Source organism: Streptomyces apocyni, from assembly GCF_009739465.1.
GTDB lineage: Bacteria > Actinomycetota > Actinomycetes > Streptomycetales > Streptomycetaceae > Streptomyces > Streptomyces apocyni.
Window position 1 is genome coordinate 15,034 of record NZ_WHOM01000078.1, and the last position, 15,994, is coordinate 31,027.

17 protein-coding genes are annotated in these 15,994 nt (G+C 70.0%); 7 read left to right on the forward strand and 10 right to left on the reverse strand.

Annotated elements, in window-relative coordinates:
* Nucleotides 1-175: 175 nt before the first annotated feature.
* The gene (locus GCN81_RS28580) at nucleotides 176-658 is read right to left on the reverse strand and encodes a CarD family transcriptional regulator (RefSeq protein WP_003953493.1); all 483 of its coding nucleotides are present in this window, start codon (nucleotides 656-658) and stop codon (nucleotides 176-178) included.
* A 597-nt stretch (nucleotides 659-1,255) separates the two neighbouring features.
* Between GCN81_RS28580 and GCN81_RS28590 the strand changes: the two genes are divergently transcribed.
* Nucleotides 1,256-1,981 carry a copper chaperone PCu(A)C gene (locus tag GCN81_RS28590; protein WP_156727446.1) on the forward strand — a complete coding sequence of 242 codons (726 nt, stop codon included), beginning with the start codon at nucleotides 1,256-1,258 and terminating at the stop codon, nucleotides 1,979-1,981.
* A 133-nt stretch (nucleotides 1,982-2,114) separates the two neighbouring features.
* Here the strand turns inward: GCN81_RS28590 and GCN81_RS28595 are convergent, their stop codons facing one another.
* Nucleotides 2,115-2,795 carry a response regulator transcription factor gene (locus GCN81_RS28595; protein WP_156727447.1) on the reverse strand — a complete coding sequence of 227 codons (681 nt, stop codon included), beginning with the start codon at nucleotides 2,793-2,795 and terminating at the stop codon, nucleotides 2,115-2,117.
* The gene (locus tag GCN81_RS28600; RefSeq protein ID WP_231627047.1) at nucleotides 2,792-4,099 is read right to left on the reverse strand and encodes a sensor histidine kinase; all 1,308 of its coding nucleotides are present in this window, start codon (nucleotides 4,097-4,099) and stop codon (nucleotides 2,792-2,794) included. Before GCN81_RS28600 ends, GCN81_RS28595 begins: the two co-directional genes overlap by 4 nt.
* 304 nt (nucleotides 4,100-4,403) lie before the next feature.
* Between GCN81_RS28600 and phoU the strand changes: the two genes are divergently transcribed.
* Entirely contained in the window at nucleotides 4,404-5,102 is a 699-nt protein-coding gene (phoU, locus tag GCN81_RS28605; RefSeq protein WP_156727448.1) for a phosphate signaling complex protein PhoU, read from the forward strand.
* A 117-nt stretch (nucleotides 5,103-5,219) separates the two neighbouring features.
* Entirely contained in the window at nucleotides 5,220-5,372 is a 153-nt protein-coding gene (locus tag GCN81_RS32065) for a hypothetical protein (RefSeq protein ID WP_197287820.1), read from the forward strand.
* A gap of 93 nt (nucleotides 5,373-5,465) precedes the next feature.
* On the opposite strand, the gene GCN81_RS28610 is transcribed toward GCN81_RS32065, so the two are convergent.
* On the reverse strand, nucleotides 5,466-6,227 hold the full coding sequence (locus GCN81_RS28610) for a phosphoglyceromutase (protein ID WP_156727449.1): 762 nt from the start codon (nucleotides 6,225-6,227) through the stop codon (nucleotides 5,466-5,468).
* Between the two features lie 133 nt (nucleotides 6,228-6,360).
* Between GCN81_RS28610 and GCN81_RS28615 the strand changes: the two genes are divergently transcribed.
* Nucleotides 6,361-7,761, forward strand: coding sequence for an MDR family MFS transporter (locus GCN81_RS28615; protein ID WP_156727450.1), 1,401 nt, complete (start codon nucleotides 6,361-6,363; stop codon nucleotides 7,759-7,761).
* Here GCN81_RS28615 and GCN81_RS28620 read toward each other — a convergent pair.
* Together GCN81_RS28620 and mshA are read right to left on the reverse strand one after the other, a co-directional pair.
* Nucleotides 7,739-8,230: a type III secretion system chaperone family protein gene (locus GCN81_RS28620; protein ID WP_156727451.1), complete on the reverse strand. Its 492-nt coding sequence runs from the start codon at nucleotides 8,228-8,230 to the stop codon at nucleotides 7,739-7,741. The two genes, GCN81_RS28615 and GCN81_RS28620, sit on opposite strands and share 23 nt — an antisense overlap.
* Nucleotides 8,223-9,569, reverse strand: a complete 1,347-nt coding sequence (mshA, locus tag GCN81_RS28625) for a D-inositol-3-phosphate glycosyltransferase (RefSeq protein ID WP_156727452.1) — start codon at nucleotides 9,567-9,569, stop codon at nucleotides 8,223-8,225. Before mshA ends, GCN81_RS28620 begins: the two co-directional genes overlap by 8 nt.
* 223 nt (nucleotides 9,570-9,792) lie before the next feature.
* Between mshA and GCN81_RS28630 the strand changes: the two genes are divergently transcribed.
* The 3 genes from GCN81_RS28630 (at nucleotide 9,793) to GCN81_RS28640 (ending at nucleotide 13,598) form a co-directional block, all read left to right on the forward strand.
* A complete protein-coding gene (locus GCN81_RS28630) occupies nucleotides 9,793-10,680 on the forward strand; it encodes a class I SAM-dependent methyltransferase (RefSeq protein WP_156727453.1) in 888 nt (295 codons plus the stop codon).
* Nucleotides 10,681-10,876: 196 nt separating this feature from the next.
* Nucleotides 10,877-11,974: a C40 family peptidase gene (locus GCN81_RS28635; RefSeq protein WP_231627049.1), complete on the forward strand. Its 1,098-nt coding sequence runs from the start codon at nucleotides 10,877-10,879 to the stop codon at nucleotides 11,972-11,974.
* A gap of 328 nt (nucleotides 11,975-12,302) precedes the next feature.
* Nucleotides 12,303-13,598: a PP2C family protein-serine/threonine phosphatase gene (locus tag GCN81_RS28640; RefSeq protein WP_156727454.1), complete on the forward strand. Its 1,296-nt coding sequence runs from the start codon at nucleotides 12,303-12,305 to the stop codon at nucleotides 13,596-13,598.
* A 13-nt stretch (nucleotides 13,599-13,611) separates the two neighbouring features.
* On the opposite strand, the gene GCN81_RS28645 is transcribed toward GCN81_RS28640, so the two are convergent.
* From GCN81_RS28645 to GCN81_RS28660, 4 genes are all read right to left on the reverse strand, one after another.
* A complete protein-coding gene (locus GCN81_RS28645) occupies nucleotides 13,612-13,950 on the reverse strand; it encodes a DUF2516 family protein (protein WP_156727455.1) in 339 nt (112 codons plus the stop codon).
* A 110-nt stretch (nucleotides 13,951-14,060) separates the two neighbouring features.
* On the reverse strand, nucleotides 14,061-14,699 hold the full coding sequence (locus tag GCN81_RS28650; protein WP_156727456.1) for a hypothetical protein: 639 nt from the start codon (nucleotides 14,697-14,699) through the stop codon (nucleotides 14,061-14,063).
* A 28-nt stretch (nucleotides 14,700-14,727) separates the two neighbouring features.
* Nucleotides 14,728-15,177 carry a helix-turn-helix domain-containing protein gene (locus tag GCN81_RS28655; RefSeq protein WP_156727457.1) on the reverse strand — a complete coding sequence of 150 codons (450 nt, stop codon included), beginning with the start codon at nucleotides 15,175-15,177 and terminating at the stop codon, nucleotides 14,728-14,730.
* Between the two features lie 69 nt (nucleotides 15,178-15,246).
* On the reverse strand, nucleotides 15,247-15,924 hold the full coding sequence (locus GCN81_RS28660; RefSeq protein WP_156727458.1) for a DUF1707 SHOCT-like domain-containing protein: 678 nt from the start codon (nucleotides 15,922-15,924) through the stop codon (nucleotides 15,247-15,249).
* Nucleotides 15,925-15,994: the final 70 nt, after the last annotated feature.

Consider the following 15,994-nt stretch of genomic DNA (forward strand, 5'->3'; position numbering starts at 1 on the left):
GGTGAGTGCCAGGCCAGGCAGGGTGAGCGCAGGGCCGATGGATCAGGGCGCGGGGCCGGTAGATCAGCGTAGATCAGCAAGGTGGGTGGATGCAGATGTGCCGCAGTGCCCGGCGGCACAGCATCTTGTAGCAGAGCTGGCCAGCGGGCACCGCGGCATGTCTTCCCTAGCGACGCTAGGACGCGAGGACCTCGTCGAGCAGGGCCTCGGCCTTGTCTTCGTTGGTGTTCTCCGCGAGGGCGAGCTCGCTCACCAGAATCTGCCGCGCCTTGGCGAGCATGCGCTTCTCACCTGCGGACAGCCCGCGCTCACGCTCACGGCGCCACAGGTCACGTACGACTTCCGCGACCTTGATGACGTCGCCGGAGGCGAGCTTTTCGAGATTTGCCTTGTAGCGACGGGACCAGTTGGTGGGCTCCTCGGCATACGGTGCGCGCAGCACCTCGAAGACCCGGTCCAGCCCGTCCTGACCGACAACATCGCGCACGCCGACGAACTCCGCATTGTCCGCTGGCACACGAACAGTCAAGTCGCCCTGGGCGACCTTGAGCACCAAGTAGGTCTTGTCCACGCCTTTGATCTGACGAGTTTCGATAGCCTCGATCAGCGCGGCCCCGTGATGGGGATAGACCACGGTGTCGCCAACCTTGAACGTCATGTGACAGGTACCCCTTCCGTGGCTATCCAGGGTAACACGAGAACAGCGTCTTCTGAATGGCGTTTTCGCAGGTCAGGGCATATCTCGGGGCTTGACAACAGCAACAGGAACGTGCTGCGAAGGCTTAGTGGAGGCGGGTATTCGCAGGTGGGAGCCGCTCTCCGGGGACGCGGAAACAGGCGCGTAACCGGCCGGAGGCGTGCTCTCCATGCGGCTGAACGTCCCGGTTTGCACACTTCGACGGCAGGGGCTTCCGCTACTCCGTTCGGTTACAAGAGAGGCGTGCGAGGCGGGCGCGCGCGGCAGCCCCCAGCGAATCCGGAATTGATCATCTCGGACCCTCATAGCGATCATCGTGATGATCAATTCATCCGGCCTCCCCCGGATCACCACGCATTCCTTACCTGAAACCCGAAAGTCAATATGTGAAACCCGTACGAGGGTCCACCCGCCCACGAGCCGACCGAGGCTCCTGATCGCTGAGGGTGGGTCGGGTGCGGCCGCCCGGGGACGGCTCGGTAACCTGAGCCCGCCGAAAGACCTTTAGGGCAGCCTTACGGTCGGCCCTACCGTCCACGCTTAGGAGTTGCCGCCGCCGTGAGCCGCAGCCTTCGACGCGGCGCCATCGCCGCTACCGCCCTCGCGTTCTCGCTCGCCGCTCTCACCGGGTGCGGTGCCGGAAACAACGCGCAGACCTTGGGCGTCCAACCGGACCACGCCGCGACGTCGGTCGGGGACATCAAGATCCAGAACTCGACACTGATCACCCAGGCCGATCCCGAGACGGAGGGCCCCGCGGTCGTCGCCGTCACCCTCTTCAACGAGGGCAGCAAGGACCAGAACCTGGAAGCGATCAAGGTCGAGGGCATCGACGGGGAAGCCGACCTCAAGCCCGCCGAGGGCTCCGGGCCGATCACCGTCCCGGCCCACGGCACCGTCGTGATCGGCGGCAAGGGCAACGCGTCCGCCGTACTGGCCGACGGCAACGGCACCGTCCTCGAGGGCAACTCCCAGCCGATCACCTTCACCTTCAGCAGGACCGGCGACATCACGCTGCGTTCCGCGGTGGTCCCGGCGACCGGCCAGTACGCCGACTGGGGCCCCGAGGCCCCGAAGGCCCCGGCGTCCCCCAAGCCGACCGACACCGCCACCGCCGTCCCCGCGGACGAGGACGAGGACGAGGCCACCGACGGGACCCCCGACGAGGCCACCACCGAGGCCACGCCGGGCGCTGACGCCACGGGAGAGGCCACGGAGACTCCCGGCGCGGGCGCGACGGACGAGGCCGCCCAGGGGCCCGAGGGCGACGACGCCGCGCACTGAGAGCCGCCGAGCTCACCCCCGCAGCGCACCGGAGGGCCCCACCGCACGAAGCGGTGGGGCCCTCCGCCGTACCAGCCAAACGACCTACGGTCCCCGGCCTATGGCCTTCGGCTTCCGGCCCACGGCCTACGGCCTACGGCTCGAACTTGTACCCGAGCCCCCGCACCGTCACCAGATAGCGCGGCGCCCCCGGGTCCGGCTCGATCTTGGCCCGCAGCCGCTTCACATGGACGTCCAGGGTCTTGGTGTCACCCACGTAGTCAGCGCCCCAGACCCGGTCGATCAGCTGCATCCGGGTGAGCACCCGGCCCGCGTTGCGCAGCAGCATCTCCAGCAGGTCGAACTCCTTGAGCGGCAGGTCGACCTTCCCCCCGGAGACGGTGACGACGTGCCGGTCGACGTCCATCCGGACCGGACCCGCCTCCAGGGCGGCCGGAGAGACCTCTTCCGGTTCGCCGCGGCGGCGCAGCACCGCCCGGATGCGGGCGACCAGCTCGCGGGACGAGAAGGGCTTGGTGACATAGTCGTCAGCCCCTATCTCCAGCCCGACCACCTTGTCGATCTCACTGTCCTTGGCGGTCACCATGATGACCGGCACATTGGAGATGCCCCGCAGCTGGCGGCAGACCTCCGTGCCGGGCAGCCCTGGCAGCATCAGGTCGAGCAGGACGAGGTCGGCGCCGTTGCGCTCGAACTCGTCGAGCCCGTCGGGCCCGGTGGCCGCGATGGCGACTTCGAAACCCTCCTTACGGAGCATGTACGACAGGGCGTCACTGAAGGATTCCTCATCCTCAACGACGAGCACTCGGGTCACGGAAGGACCTCCGGGGCAGGAAGAGGCCCGCGGGTCGCGCGAGCCTGTTCGTTCGTGGTGTCGTGCGTGGTGTCGTGATCGGCGGTGTCGCCGTCACTGGGGCGGCCCTCGTCGTCGAGGCCCCCGGCTATGAGTGGCTTTCTGCGGTCGCGTACGGATCCTGCCTCAGGCAGTCGCAGCGTAAAGGTGGAGCCCTGTCCCTCGGAGCTCCACACGGTGACTTCGCCGCCGTGTGAGGCGGCGACGTGCTTGACGATCGCCAGGCCGAGGCCGGTGCCTCCGGTGGCGCGGGAGCGCGCCGGGTCGACGCGGTAGAAGCGCTCGAAGATGCGTTCCCTGTCCTTCTCCGAGATGCCGATGCCCTGGTCGGTGACCGCGATCTCGATCAGATCGCCGCCAGGGGCGTTGACCCGGCGCGCGGCTATCCCCACGCGCGTACGGGCCGGGCTGTAGTTCACGGCGTTCTCGACGAGGTTGCCCAGGGCGGCGGCGAGCTGGCCGCGGTTCCCCCAGATGCGCAGGTCGCCGACGCCTCCGGCGGCCATGGTGATCTCCTTCGTACCGGCCTGGTGTCGGCAGCGGTCCATCGCCTCGGCGACGAGTTCGTCGACGCGTACGGCCTCGGCGTCCTCCAGCGGGTCGTCGTTCTGGACGCGCGAGAGGTCGATCAGCTCCTGGACCAGGTTGGTCAGGCGGGTGGCCTCGATCTGCATACGGCCCGCGAAGCGCTCCACGGCCTCGGGGTCGTCCGAGGCGTCCATGACGGCCTCGGAGAGCAGCGAGAGGGCGCCGACGGGCGTCTTGAGCTCATGGCTGACGTTGGCGACGAAGTCGCGGCGTACCGCTTCGATACGGCGGGCCTCGGTGAGGTCCTCGACCAGCAGGAGGATCAGCCGGGAGCCCAGGGGCGCGACGCGGGCGGAGACGGCGAGCGCCTCACCGCGGCCGGTGCCGCGCCGCGGCAGGTCGAGCTCGACCTGGCGTATCTCGCCGTCCCTGCGGGTGTCACGGGCCATCTTGAGCATCGGCTCGACGGCCAGTTTCCCGCCGCGCACGAGGCCCAGCGCGTACGCGGCCGAGCTCGCCTTGACCACGGCGTCGCCCTCGTCGAGTACGACGGCCGACGAGCGGAGTACCGAGAGCACGGTGTCGACACCGGGCGGCAGTACGGCGTCGGTGTGCAGGGAGGTCCTGGTGGGGCGTTTCTGGTCGCGCTCGCTCCAGCGAAACGCCAGCATGGCGATGGCGCCGGTACACGCTCCGGCGATCGCTGCAGCTGCGGCGACCGCCGCGTTCACGTCCATGGCTCCAGGTTAGGCATGGGATAAGCCCCGGCCACAGCGATGCCTGTGTCATCTCGGACACTCGTCGCCGAGAGTTCACCATGGATACGCGGATGGTTCATTTGGGTGGTGCGACCGGCCCGGCGGGCCACAAGGGGGTGCGATCGCGGGGCATACGGGAACCGTGAGCCGTCGCCCAGAGTTCACCTCGGTGACAGAGGTGATTCATATGAGAGGCCGTTATCGGTCGCGTTGCCGCTCGAACATGGGAGCGTGGGGGTCATAGCCCCGGCACGTATCACACGTATCAGGAAAGGGACCTTCCATGCGGGACGCGTACCACGAGGAACTGGATTCGATCGGCGAGGGCCTGGTCGAGATGGCCCGGCTGGTCGGGTCGGCGATCGGGCGCGCCACGACGGCCATGCTCGACGCGGACCTGAAGCTGGCCGAGAGTGTGATCGCCGGCGACCAGAAGGTCGACGATCTGCAGCATGACCTGGAGGCCAGGGCCATCGCCCTGCTGGCCCGCCAGCAGCCGGTGGCGACGGACCTGCGCATCGTGGTCACCTCGCTGCGGATGAGCGCCGACCTGGAGCGCTCCGGCGACCTGGCCCAGCATGTCGCCAAGCTGGCCCGGCTGCGCTTCCCCGAGTCGGCCGTGCCGAACGACCTGCACGCCACCATTCTGGAGATGGGCCAGCTGGCCCAGCGCCTGATGGCGAAGTCGGCCGAGGTCATCATCACCAAGGACATCGACTTGGCGCTCCAGCTGGAGCAGGACGACGACGAGATGGACCTGCTGCACCGCACGCTCTTCAGGCACCTGATGGACGACCGCTGGAAGCACGGCATCGAGACCGCCGTCGACGTGACCCTGCTCGGGCGCTACTACGAGCGGTTCGCCGACCACGCGGTATCGGTCGCCAAGCGGGTGGTCTACCTGGTGACCGGCGAGCACGCCGACGAACTGCAGGCCGCGACGGCGGCGGCGACGGCGACGGCGCCGACCGAGGGCGCGTAACGACGGCCGCGCTCCGGGCCCTGAGCGTTCGAGCCCCGATGCGCCGTTGATGCGCCCTGCTGGGTGGGCATGCAATAGGGAAGGTCGTAAGCCAACCGTGCCTTCGAGGAGGGTCCCATGGCCGACACCCCCACGCCCGACGCCCACCAGGACAACGACCAGGTCCAAGTGATCCACCTGCCCCTGCTCGGTGCCTGCGGCTGCGGCGCGGGCTGCGGCTGCGGCTGCCAGTCGGGGGCGCCCTGCCAGTGCGGCGGCTGCTGCGGCTGAGCCAGAGCGGGCCCGCAGCACGGAATGAGCCCGCAGCGTGAAAATGCCCCCGCCCCGCGCCAAACGCGCGGGGCGGGGGCATGATCGTGGTGCCTACTTCTTCTTGCCCTGGTTCTTGACCGCCTCGATCGCGGCCTTCGCCGCGTCCGGGTCGAGGTAGGTGCCGCCCGGGTTGAGGGGCTTGAACTCGGCGTTCAGTTCGTAGGAGAGCGGGATGCCGGTGGGGATGTTCAGGCCCGCGATGTCGGCGTCGGAGATGCCGTCGAGGTGCTTGACCAGGGCGCGCAGGGAATTCCCGTGCGCGGCCACCAAGACCGTGCTGCCGGTGAGCAGGTCCGGGACGATGCCGTCGTACCAGTACGGCAGCATCCGCGTGACGACGTCCTTGAGACACTCCGTCCGCGGGCGCATCTCCGGCGGGATCGACGCGTAACGCGCGTCGTCGCTCTGCGAGAACTCCGCGCCGTCCGCGAGCGGCGGCGGCGGGGTGTCGTACGAGCGGCGCCAGAGCATGAACTGCTCCTCGCCGAACTCCGCGAGGGTCTGCGCCTTGTCCTTGCCCTGCAGCGCGCCGTAGTGCCGCTCGTTCAGGCGCCAGGAGCGGTGGACCGGAATCCAGTGGCGGTCGGCTGCCTCAAGCGCCAGGTTCGCGGTGCGGATCGCACGCTTCTGGAGCGAGGTGTGCACGACATCGGGGAGCAGGCCGACGTCCTTGAGCAGCTCACCGCCGCGGACCGCCTCCTTCTCGCCCTTCTCGTTGAGATTGACGTCCACCCAGCCGGTGAACAGGTTCTTCGCGTTCCACTCGCTCTCGCCGTGGCGGAGGAGGATCAGCTTGTACGGTGCGTCGGCCATGGCCCTGAGCCTAATCGAAAACCAGTAGTGCCCCGCCTCGGCCGCCCGTAATCTGCGTGAGCGTTGAACACCACTTACGCACGCACTTACGCGCGCACTTACGCACTCACGTACGCAGAGCCGGGGGCACCTCTTGTCGTTCGCTTCTCTCAGACGGTCCGCGCGCGAGAGCGTCTCGGGACTGCCGGGCGGGTTCTGGTGGCTCTGGCTGTCCACGCTGGTGAACCGTACGGGCGCCTTCGTGCTCACCTTCATGTCCCTGTACCTGACCCAGGAACTCGGCTACTCGGCCTGGTACGCGGGGCTCGTCATCGCGCTGCACGGGCTCGGCGGCATCGCCGGGTCGCCGCTGGGCGGGATGCTCAGCGACCGGTGGGGACGACGGCCCACGATGATCACCGCGCATCTGGGCGGTGCGGTCTGCGCCGCCGCGCTCGCGGTGGTGACCAGCGCCTGGGGCATCGCCGTCGTGGTGCTGCTGATGGGTGTGGCGATGCAGGCGGTACGGCCCGCGATCGGCGCGACCATCGCGGACCTGGTTCCGGAGGCCGACCGCAGGCGGGCCTACTCGCTGAACTACTGGGCACTCAACCTGGGCTTCGCCATCGCCGCGATGGGCGGCGGTGCCGCGATCTTCCTCGGCTACCGGACGCTGTTCGTGGCGGACGCGGTGGCGACCGTACTGTGCGCGCTGATCGTCTTCCTGCGGCTGGGTGAGACGCGGCCCGCTCCCGCCTCCACGAGCGGCGATGCCTCGGCGCGGGCCGCGGGCGAGGCGAAGGCGAAGGTGACCACGTTCTCGGTGCTGCGTGATGACAAGGCGTTCCGGACGCTGGTCCTGCTCAACCTGATGGTGTGCCTGGTCTTCACGGCTCCGTGGGTGGGGCTGCCGCTGACCATGGCCGCCAAGGGGCTTGAGCCGAGCGCGTACGGCATGGTCATCGCGGTCAACGGCGTCGTGATCGTCGCCTTCCAGCTGCTCGTCAACAAGATCACCGAGCGGCGCTCCCCGGCCGCCCTGCTCACCGTCTCCTCGCTGCTGTTCGCCCTCGGGACGGGGCTGACCGTGCTGGCGGGGACGCCACTGCTGTTCGCCGCGACCGTCGTGGTGTGGACGATCGGCGAGATGGTGCACATCCCCACCAACTCCGCCGCGACCGCCCGGCTGGCCCCGGAGCACGCGCGCGGCCGCTACCAGGGCGTGATGGGCATGTCCTGGGCGGTGGCGGGCTTTGTCGCGCCGATCCTGGCCGGGTGGGTGGTGGACGGGCCTGGTCCGGGCGCGCTGTGGCTGGGGTGCGGGGTGCTCGGGAGTGCGGCGGCGGTCGGGTACGCGGTGTTGCTGCGGCGGGCACTGGGCACGGAGGAAGGTGCGGCGGAGGGCGCGGCGGAGGCGGAGGGCGCGGCGGAGAGCGACGACGTGCCCGGGGGCGTACGAGGTGAAGCCGTGGCCGATGCCGCGTCCGAAGCCGGGACTGCGTCCGAGCCCGCGTCCGAAGCCGGGACCGAGCTCAGTTCGCGCGTGGCTGGGTGAGGTGCGCGAACGCGTCCAGGTTGCGCGTCGGCTCGCCCCGCGAGACCCGCCACTCGTACTCCTTACGGATCGCCGAGGCGAAGCCCAGCTCCAGGAGCGTGTTGAAGGAGCCGTCCGCCGCCTCCAGGACCGACCCGAGCAGCCGGTCAAGCTCCTCGGCGGTCACCGCGGACAGCGGCAGCTTGCCGGTCAGGTAGACGTCGCCGAGCTGGTCGACCGCGTATCCGACCCCGTACAGCTTGAGATTGCGCTCAAGGAGCCAGCGATGGACCCCTTCGGCGTTCTCGTCCGGGTGCCGGATCACGAAGGCGTTCAGTGACAGCGCGTGCTTGCCCACGATGAGCGAGACCGTGGTGCTCAGCTTGTGGGTGCCAGGGAGGGTGACGACGTACGAGCCGGGCTCGGGACTCTCCCACTCGACGTCCGCGTCGGCCAGGGACTGCTCGATGATCGCTGCTGCGTCAGCCATGTACCGAGCGTAGAGGACGGTGCGCTTCCTGCATGGCAGCGGTGTACACGTCGGCGGTCCCGAGCGCCGCGGTGTCCCAGCCGAAGGACTGCGCGTGCCGCGCGGCCGCCTCGCCCATCCGGTCCACCAGGTGCTCCTCGTCCACGAACCGCTCCAGGACCTGGGCGTACGCCGCCGGATCGTGCCCCGCTACGAGGAAGCCGCTGACCTCGTCGCGTACGGCCACCGGCAGGCCGCCCACGGCCGCCGCGACGACCGGCGTACCGGAGGCCTGGGCCTCGATGGCGACGAGTCCGAAGGACTCGTTGTAGGACGGCATCACCAGCACGGACGCGGCGCGGAACCAGTCCGCGAGCTGGTTCTGCCCGACCGGCGGCCTAAAGCTCACGACATCCGCGATACCCAGTCGGCAGGCCAGCTTCTGCAGGCCCTCCGGCTTGGCGAGGCCGCTGCCGCTGGGGCCGCCGACCACCGGCACCACCAGGTTGGCGCGCAGCTCGGGACGGCGCTGTAGGAGTACGGCGACGGCGCGCAGCAGGACGTCGGGGGCCTTCAGGGGCTGTATGCGGCCCGCGAAGAGCGGGATCAGCGCGTCCTGCGGCAGGCCGAGGCGCTGCCGGGCGGCCTGGCGGCCGTCGGCGGGGCGGAAGCGGTCGAGGTTGACGCCGGGGTGGACGACGGCGACCTTCGCGGGGTCGGCGTCGTAGTGGAGCACGAGTTCGTCGGACTCCTCGTCGGTGTTGGCGATGAGCCGGTCGGCGGCCCGTACGACCTGCGTCTCGCCGATCACGCGGGCGGCGGGCTCGGGAGTGTCGCCCGCGGCCAGCGCGGCGTTCTTGACCTTGGCCATGGTGTGCATGGCGTGCACGAGGGGGACGCCCCAGCGTTCGGCCGCGAGCCAGCCGACGTGGCCGCTCAGCCAGTAGTGGGAGTGCACCAGGTCGTAGTAGCCGGGGTGGTGGCCGGCCCAGGTCTGCATCACGCCGTGCGTGAAGGCGCACAGCTGGGCGGGCAGCTCCTCCTTGGAGAGGCCTTCGTAGGGGCCCGCGTCGACATGGCGTACGAGGACGCCGGGGGCGAGTTCGACCTTGGGGGGCAGGCCGCCCGTGGTGGCCCGGGTGAAGATCTCGACTTCGACGTTGATCGCGGCGAGGCGCTTGGCGAGTTCGACGATGTAGACGTTCATGCCGCCCGCGTCGCCGGTGCCCGGCTGGTGCAGCGGCGAGGTGTGCACACTGAGCATGGCCACCCGGCGGGGGCGGCGCGGGCCGGGGAAGCGGAGTCTCGCGGCCGCGCTGGAACCGAGACGTTCACCGAGCCGGGTCACATACTGGCTCACTGTGGCGGTCCTCCTAGGGCGGGCGGTTCGGCTGCGGGCGGGCCACTGCGGGGTGGGGCGAGGACGGGCTGGGTCGAGGCGGGCTGGCGGCACCTTCCGACGGGGGGAACAGCGGAGAGCTCTCGCTCATTTCCATTTTGCCAAAGCATTACCCGCACCTTCTCAACCGTCCCGCAGGCGCCCCTCACGGTGGGCGGCCGCGAGGCCCGGCGATACTGGACGCATGGCCCGCACCCCGTCCCGTCCGGTAGGGACCGTCACCCGCGGGACCACGAACCCCAACCGGCTGCGCCGCATGGACCGCTGGATCGCCGCCGTGCACGGCCCTGCCCTGCGCGCGGCTACGCGGGGCGGGGCCGAGCCGGGCGGGGACGAGCCGGGCGGGGACGAGCCGGGCGGGGCCGAACGGGAGGCCGCGCCCGTCGCCGTGGACCTGGGGTACGGCGCCGCCCCCTGGACCGCGGTCGAGCTGCTGCACCGGCTGCGGACCGCCGCCCCGGCCATCGAGGTCGTCGGCATCGAGATCGACCCGGCGCGGGTGGCGGCGGCAGCCCCGTACGAGACAGACGGCCTGACCTTTGTGCACGGCGGCTTCGAACTGCCGCTGCCCGGGGCGCGACGCCCCGCGCTGATCCGCGCGGCCAATGTGCTGCGCCAGTACGACGAGGAGCAGGTCGCCGGGGTCTGGGAGCGGCTGCGGGGCCGGCTGGCTCCCGGTGGGCTGCTGGTCGAGGGCACCTGCGACGAGATCGGGCGGCGTCATGTGTGGGTGGCGCTGGGCCCCGAGGGGCCTCGTACGGTGACCTTCGCGACCCGGCTGGGCTCGCTTGAGCGGCCGTCGGACCTGGCGGAACGGCTGCCGAAGGCGCTGATCCACCGCAATGTGCCGGGTGAGCCGGTGCACGCGTTTCTGCGCGACTTCGACCGCGCCTGGGCGGCGGCGGCCCCGTACGCGGCGTATGGCGCGCGGCAGCGCTGGATCAGGTCGGTCCAGGATCTGGCGGCCCGCTGGCCGGTGGTGGACCGGCCGGGGCGGTGGCGGCAGGGCGAGGTGACGGTGGCGTGGGAGGCGCTGGCGCCGCGCGGGGGCGCTGGGGGTGCCACGGGGTGATCGCCACCCACACGAGTGAAGTCGGGTGGCCTGGGGGGTGCTAGGGAACGCCGGGTGACGGTCGTTCGTCTGAAGGGGCAGGCGGGGTAACGAGGTTCGACAGTCGCACACACATCTGTCGTATCGCGCACGGACATGGCACCATCCGGAGGCGCCAAGGTTACTGACGAGCAATCAGTTATTGGGGGGCGTAGGCATGATCGGCAAGCGAAGCTCAGGCATGGCCATGTCGAGCATGGCCCTTACCGCGCTGATCTGCGCGGTAACCCTCTTGGCCACGCCAGCGCCGTCCCATGCGCGGCCTGCGACGCCCCCCGCTGCGCCCCCCGCGGAGCCAACACCCGTCTCTCCCCGCAGCCTTGAGGACGTCCGCAAGGACATCAACCGGCTGTATCGCGAGGCCGCCCTCGCCACCGAGGCGTACAACGCCGCGGAGGAGAAGGCGAAGAAGCAGTCGAAGGACATAGTGAAGCTGGCCCACGCCGTGGTGCGGGGCCAGGAGAAGCTGGACCGGCTCAAGGCGCGGGCGGGCGCGGCGGCCCGCGCGCAGTACCGCGGCGGCGGCATGCCAGCCGAGGCGCAGCTGATGCTCAGCGACGACCCGCAGCAGTTCCTGCGGGGCGCCAGGCAGGTCCGGCAGGGGCAGCACGCGACCGTGGGGGTGCTCGCCGAGCTGACCAGGACGCAGGACGACCTGAAGACCTACTCCGCGGACGCGTCCAGCCACTGGAAGAAACTCGACGGGCTGAGCAAGAAGAAGGCGGCCGCAGCGAAGGAGATAAAGAAGAAGATCGCGGCGGCCGAAAAGCTGGAGTCGCGGCTCAAGAAGGAGGAGCGGGAGCGGCTGCGCAAGCTGGAGGAGCAGGCCGCGCGCGAGCGCCAGAAGGCCTGGCTGGCTTCCGGCGCGCTCCATGGGGGCGGCGGGAGCGGAAGCGGCGCGACCGGCCAAGGCAAGAAGGCGATCCAGTACGCCACCGCGCAGATAGGGAAGCCGTATGAGTGGGGCGCCGAGGGGCCCGGCTCGTACGACTGCTCGGGGCTGACCTCGCAGGCCTGGGCGGCGGCCGGGCAGGGCATCCCGCGGACCTCCCAGGAGCAGTGGAAGCGGCTGCCGAGGGTCGACGTCGCGGAGATGCGACCGGGCGACCTGATCATCTACTGGAAGGACGCCAGCCACGTCGGGATGTACCTAGGCGACGGGGCGATGGTGCACTCACCGCGACCGGGGCGGCACGTCACGAAGGCGGGCGCGGGATCGATGCCGATACTCGGGGTCGTACGCCCAGGCGGGTGAAGCGCGGCGCTGGCCGAATCGGGCGACGGGCGGGACGAGGCGGGACGAGGCGGGACGGGCCCGACGGGCGGGGACAGGCAAACCTCAGGGTGGGGCGCGTCACAGTGACGCAGCACACCAGCGAGAGCGGCCGGGCGTGATGTTCGTCATCCCCTCGGGAGCCCGATACAACCCGGTCCCGCCCAAATGCGGCGCTCGGTGCGGCATATGACACCGGATCTTCGCGGCATGCCATTCCACTGCGGCGCCCGCTAGCGCTATGGTCCCCGTCGGGTGGTCCGCCGCACGCGTTCCACCGCGCCCTCGGGGGGAGGGAAGGAACCCAACCATGCCCGTGCCCATACCGCGGCAGCGAGCGCTTCAGGCCGTGGAAGGTGGTCAGGCGCATCCGATGGGCGTCGACAACGACGCCAGTCTGACCCTGCTGGTGATCGAGGACGATCCGGCGGGGGCGCTGAGCGTGCCCGCACTGCTCGACACCGCGGGCAAGCCCATCCGCATCCGTACCGCCCGCAACCTCACCGAGGCCGAGCGGCTGCTCACCGACGACGTGCACTGCATCCTGCTGGACCTCGCGCTGCCCGCACCCAGCGCGTCGGCCATCCCCTCCACCACGCCCGCCGACCCCACCGCCCTGCACGTCACCGACGAGCTGGTCACCCTGAAGCACGTACTGCGGCTCGCGCCCCGCCACGCCGTGCTCGCGCTCACCGCGTCCGGTGACGCCGAGCGGGCCGTGGAGGCCGTACGGGTCGGCGCGCAGGACTACCTGCTCAGGGAGGAACTGGACGCCCGGCTGCTCAGCCGCGCCATCCGGTACGCCGTGGAGCGCAAGCGCGCCGACCGCGCGCAGAGCCAGCTCACCGAGTCCCGGCTGCGCGCACAGGAGAACGCCCGCCTGGAGCGCGGCCTGCTGCCCACCCCGCTCCTAGAGGGCTCCTCGCTGCGCTTCGCGGCCCGCTACCGGCCAGGGCGTTCCCGCGCCCTGTTGGGCGGCGACTTCTACGACACCGTGCGCACCCCCGACGGCACGGTGCACGCCATGATCGGCGACGTCTGCGGACACGGCCCCGACGAGGCCGCGCTCGGCGTCGAACTGCGCATCGCCTGGCGCGCGTTGACCCTCGCCGGGATGTGCGGGGACGAGCTGCTCTCGACGCTCCAGCAGGTCCTGGAGCACGAGCGCCCGGACGACGAGATCTTCGCGACGCTCTGCATGATCGACATCGCCCCCGACGGCCGCCGGGCCGGGCTCTGGCTGGCCGGACACCCCTCGCCCCTGGTCGCCCGCCAGGGCCGCCTCGCCGAGCTGCTCCCGTACGACAACGGCGGCCCGGCACTGGGCCTGCTGCCGCACGCCCGCTGGTCCCGCCAGCAGGTCGACCTCGGCGCCGCCTGGAGCCTGATGCTCTACACGGACGGGCTGGTCGAGGGCCGCATCGGACAGGGAAACCAGCGACTCGGCCAGGAGGGCATGGTCGAAGTGATCCGCCGCCAGATCGAGACCGGCCTGCGGGGTGAGGAACTGCTCGAAGCCGCCGTCAACGAGGTCAGGGACCTCAACGGCGGCGAGCTGACAGACGACGTGGCCGTACTACTCCTCGACCGCGGGGGCAAGCCCTAGGGGCCTGACGGTCCTACCGTCCGCCGTTGTACGGACCGTAAGGGCCGTCGCTGCTGGAGCCGCGCCGCGGCCCACCGCTCCCGCCGGTGACCTCCCGCAGCGCGGGCCGTACGTCGACGAAGAAGACGATCGTCGCGATCAGCCCGGCGATCTGCAGGAACAGGAACGGAACCACCAGATTCACCGCGACCGTGACGCCCAGGATGATCACCCAGAACATCTTGGTCTGCTTGTTGGCCGCGCGATAGGCGTCCTCACGGGCCATCGCCGCCATGACCAGCGCCACCACGGCGAGCACGAGCATGGCGGTAAAGATCAGCCACAACAAGTTGCCGAAGCCCTGAGTCAGCACAATGCCACCACCCGAGTCGAGTCCACCTACGCATTCACCGTACCCGGAGAACGGCCGAAGCACGCGGATGGTGCCCCGGCCGGACGCTCCCCCGGGCAGTCACCCGGCCGTCACTTGGCCGACGACGCCGAGGACGTGGACGCCGTGGACTTCTTCGCCGTAGTCGCCTTCTTGGCGGCGGTCTTCTTGGTCGTGGCCTTCGCGGCAGTCCCCTCACTCTCCGAGGCACCACCCCTCTCCGAGGCACCAGCGGGCTCCGAAGCGCCAGCGGGCTTCGCGGCGCCAGCCTCAGCGGCCCCCAGCTCCCCCGTCCCCTTCTTCTCCTCAGCGTCCGCGTCGGCGGCCTCGCCACGCCAGGTCCGCACGGCGCCCTCACCGCGCTCGGCGACCTTGTCGTACGTCTCACGCGCCTTGACCACGCCCTCAGCGGCGATCCCGACGCCCCGCAGCGCGACGTCCTGAACGGCGTCACCGATCTTCTTCAGATCGGTGTCCAGCACGCCGACGAACCCGGTGACCTTCGTCTGCACGAGCTCCTGCGCCTCCTTGGCGCGAGCGGCCGCCTTCTGCTGAACGTCCTTGGGGTCGGTGTTGCGTACGGTCTCGAACCACCCCGGCGCCTCGGTACCCAGCTGCTCGATCAGACCGGGCACCTTCAGCGCCTGCTCATAGGCGATGTCGGCGGTCCCGGCGACGAAGTAGAGGGGCTTGGCGTCGGCGGCCTTACGGATGTCCTCGGCAATAGCCATGGGTTGGTCCTCCTGGACTCAACGGAAATCAAGCTGATGGGGGTCGGTCTGCACCACTGTCGTCGTCGGCCGTGCGGGGCCCGGCATCGGCGGTGTCCTCAGCGAACGACGTCACCACGGTCGAGGTGACGTCGGTCCCGTTCTCCTTGCGAAACGACTCGTAGATCTGCAGCAGCACCTGCTTCTGCCGCTCATTAATCGTGGGATCGGCGAGCACCGCGGCCCGCGTCTCCACCTCGTCCCGCTCACGCTCGTCGAGAATCCCCGCCTGGACGTACAGCGTCTCGGCGGAGATCCGCAGCGCCTTGGCGAGCTGCTGCAGAATCTCCGCGCTCGGCTTACGCAGGCCGCGCTCGATCTGGCTCAGATACGGGTTGGACACCCCGGCGGCATCGGCAAGCTGCCGCAACGACAGCTGCGCGTTGCGCCGCTGCTCACGGAGATACTCGCCGAGGTTGCCGACGTTGAGTGATGCCATACCCCGATGCTGCCCCACCCGCGCTAACTTTTGCAAGCAGGTGCTTGCAAAAGTGTTCCGCGCCACTGATCACGATCCATCCAGCAGGGGCGCGGGCTTGCGCAGCAGCCACTGCCCGAACGTCCGGCGCGGGGACCGCACCACGACGCGACCGTAGGTTTTCTGGCCGACCAGCTCCACTCGAAGGGTGGTTGGCGTGTCAGGATTCATCGGATTCGTCGTATTCATCGGATTCTGACAGTGCTTGACCTTGCTGTGCACCAGCTGCAGACCATCCGTGTCGACCACGACGCCCGGCCTCGTGATCAGCGTCAGGGTCTTCCCCGTCACGGCCACGTCGATCCGCAAGTTGTCGTGCGTGATCACGGCGTCAGTGAAGTCGAGCGTCACCTCGCAGAACGTCACCTCGAGCTCCAGCCTCCGCGGCACCACCCAGCGGCCCGCGCGCTCGACCGCGCCGCTGTGGATCTGTTCGATCCGGACGACGTCCTTGACCTCTGCTCTGGTCACGGCACCCGTAGCCGATACGGGCGGCAGGTCAGCGGTGAGTACGGCCAGTTCGCTCAGCGTCCGCGCCGCCAGGGCGGCCTCCAGTCGCTCGTCCAGCTCGTCCGCGGCCAGCAGACCATCCCCCGCCGCGATGCGCAGCACATCCACCACGCGGTCCCGGTCCGTATGAGAGGCCCGTAACTCGGGCGATGAGCCGGAGCCGAAGCGCTTCCCGGTGGGCGAGATCTCTCCCGACATGCTTCCGTCCTGGTCCTGTCGAACGCCTCCGCGCGACGCGGACAGCGACGCGGCTGACACGCTAACGCTA